We start from the raw sequence: 2508 nt of genomic DNA, 5'->3' as shown, positions 1-2508 counted from the left end.
GACCGCGGACCTGCCGGAGGAGATCGACACCCCGAAGGTGCACCAGTCGCTGCTGCCCGGCCTGCTGTCCCATGTCGGGCTCAAGGACGCGCAGAAGCACGAGTACCTGGGGGCGCGCGGTGCGAAGTTCGCGATCTTCCCCGGCTCGGCGCTGTTCAAGAAGCCACCGCGCTGGGTGATGGCCGCCGAGCTGGTGGAGACCTCCCGGCTCTGGGGCCGGGTCGCCGGGCGGGTCGAGCCGGAGTGGGTCGAGCCGCTGGCGCAGCACCTGGTCAAGCGCAGCTACAGCGAGCCGCACTGGGAGAAGAAGCAGGCCGCGGTGATGGCCTACGAGAAGGTCACCCTGTACGGCATCCCGCTGGTCACCTCCCGCAAGGTCAACTTCGGTCGGATCGACCCGGCGCTGTCGCGGGAGCTGTTCATCCGGCACGCCCTGGTGGAGGGCGACTGGCAGACGCACCACCAGTTCTGGCGGGACAACCAGCGGCTGCTCACCGAGATCGAGGAGCTGGAGAACCGGGCCCGGCGGCGGGACATCCTGGTCGACGACGAGACGATCTTCCACTTCTACGACCCGCGCATCCCCGCCGACGTGGTCTCCGGCCGGCACTTCGACTCGTGGTGGAAGAAGATCCGCCGGGAGCAGCCGGAGCTGCTCACCTTCACCCGCGAGCTGCTGATCAACGCCGGTCGTGGCGGGGTGGAGGAGGCCGACTACCCGGACGAGTGGCAGGCCGACGGGGTCACCCTGCCGCTGACCTACACCTTCGACCCGGGCACCCCGACCGACGGCGTGACCGTGGACATCCCGCTGCCGCTGCTCAACCAGGTGCCGGCGGAGACCTTCGACTGGCAGGTGCCGGGGCTGCGCGAGGAACTGGTCGTCGCGCTGATCCGGTCGCTGCCCAAGGCCGTCCGGCGCAACTTCGTCCCGGTGCCGGACTACGCCCGGGCCGCGCTGGCGGCGATGCCGGCCGGCGAGGAGCCGCTGCTGGACGCGCTCACCCGGCAGCTGCGCCGGATGACCGGCGTCACCGTGCCGCGCGACGCCTGGGACGTCGACCGGCTGCCGGCCCACCTGCGGGTCAGCTTCCGGGTGCTCGACGAGGAGAACAAACCGGTCGCCGAGGGCAAGGACCTGCCGGCCCTGCAACGCCAGCTCCGCCAGGAGGTACGCCAGGTCGTGGCCGCCGCCGCGCCGGACGTCGCCCGGACGGGCCTCCGTGAGTGGAGCGTCGACGATCTTCCTCGCACCATCGAGCAGGTCCGGGCCGGATACGCGGTGACCGCGTACCCGGCGCTGGTCGACGAGGGCGCGACGGTCGGGGTGAAGGTGTTCGACTCCGAGGCCGAGCAGGCCCCGGCGCACTGGGCGGGCACCCGGCGGCTGCTGCGGCTGACCGTGCCGTCGCCGGCGAAGTTCCTCCAGGGCCGGCTCTCCAACGAGGCGAAGCTGGCGCTCAGCCGCAACCCGCACGGCGGGGTGCAGGAGCTGATCTCCGACGCCGCCGGAGCCGCGATCGACAAGCTGATCGCCGACGCGGGCGGGCCGGCCTGGACGCCGAGGGCTTCGCCGCGCTGCGCGAGCGGGTCCGCGCCGACCTGATCGACACGGTGGTCGACGTGATGGATCGGGTCCGCCGGGTCCTCGCCGCCGCGTACGCGGTGGAGCAGCGGCTCGGCGCGACCCGGAACCTGGCCGTGGTGGCCGCCCTGGCCGACATCCGCAACCAGCTCTCCGGGCTGGTGCACAAGGGGTTCGTCACCGAGGCCGGATATGCGCGCCTGCCCGACCTGCTGCGCTACCTGACCGCGATCGAGCGGCGCCTGGACCGGCTGCCGGGCAACCCGCAGCGGGACAAGCAGCAGCAGGACCGGATCGCGGTGGTACAGAAGGAGTACGCCGACATGCTCGCCGCGCTGCCGCCGAGCCGCCGCAACTCGACGGCGGTGCGGCAGATCCGGTGGATGATCGAGGAGCTGCGGGTGAGCGTCTTCGCCCAGGCCCTCGGCACCCCGTATCCGGTGTCGGAGCAGCGGATCTACCGGGCGATGGACGACGCCGAGGGCCGCTAGGCCGGCGGCGAACGGGGCGGCGCGGAGGGCGGCGCTTCATTATCGTGTGCGCCACCGGTCATCGGCGACCGGCTTCGATCCCCGGGGTGCCGTGTGTCCATGCTCATCGTCTTCTACATCGTGGTTCTGGTGGCCAGCGCAGTGGCGCTGCTCGGTGTTGCCGTGACGTCGTTCGCCACCACCTCCGTGGTCGACCGGGTGCTCGCCGCGTTCTTCGCCGTCTGCGCGGCCGGGAACGCGTGGCACCTGATTGCCACCGGCGCGAGCCGCGGCGTGGTCTTCGTCCCCGCGTTCTTCGTCCCGTTCTACGCCGGGTACAAGCTCTACCGCGGCTTCCAGCACCGCGACGAGCGCCGCGCCAACCGCGAGTCCGCCAAGCGGGCGGTGGCGGCCGCCCGACCAGTGGCGCGCCGAACGCCGCTGGTAACCCCC

1 protein-coding gene and 1 pseudogene are annotated in these 2508 nt (G+C 72.1%); both read left to right on the top strand.

Annotated features, from left to right (window positions below):
* Window positions 1-2076: pseudogene (gene hrpA / locus JNW89_RS34455) on the top strand (ATP-dependent RNA helicase HrpA); the annotation flags it as partial.
* Between the two features lie 93 nt (window positions 2077-2169).
* A partial coding sequence (locus JNW89_RS34450) for a hypothetical protein (protein WP_238452217.1) occupies window positions 2170-2508 on the top strand: 339 nt, incomplete at its 3' end.

The organism is Micromonospora sp. 4G55 (assembly GCF_016803375.1).
The sequence above is the reverse complement of the archived record's forward strand: the minus strand, read 5'-3'. Positions and strand labels throughout refer to the sequence as shown.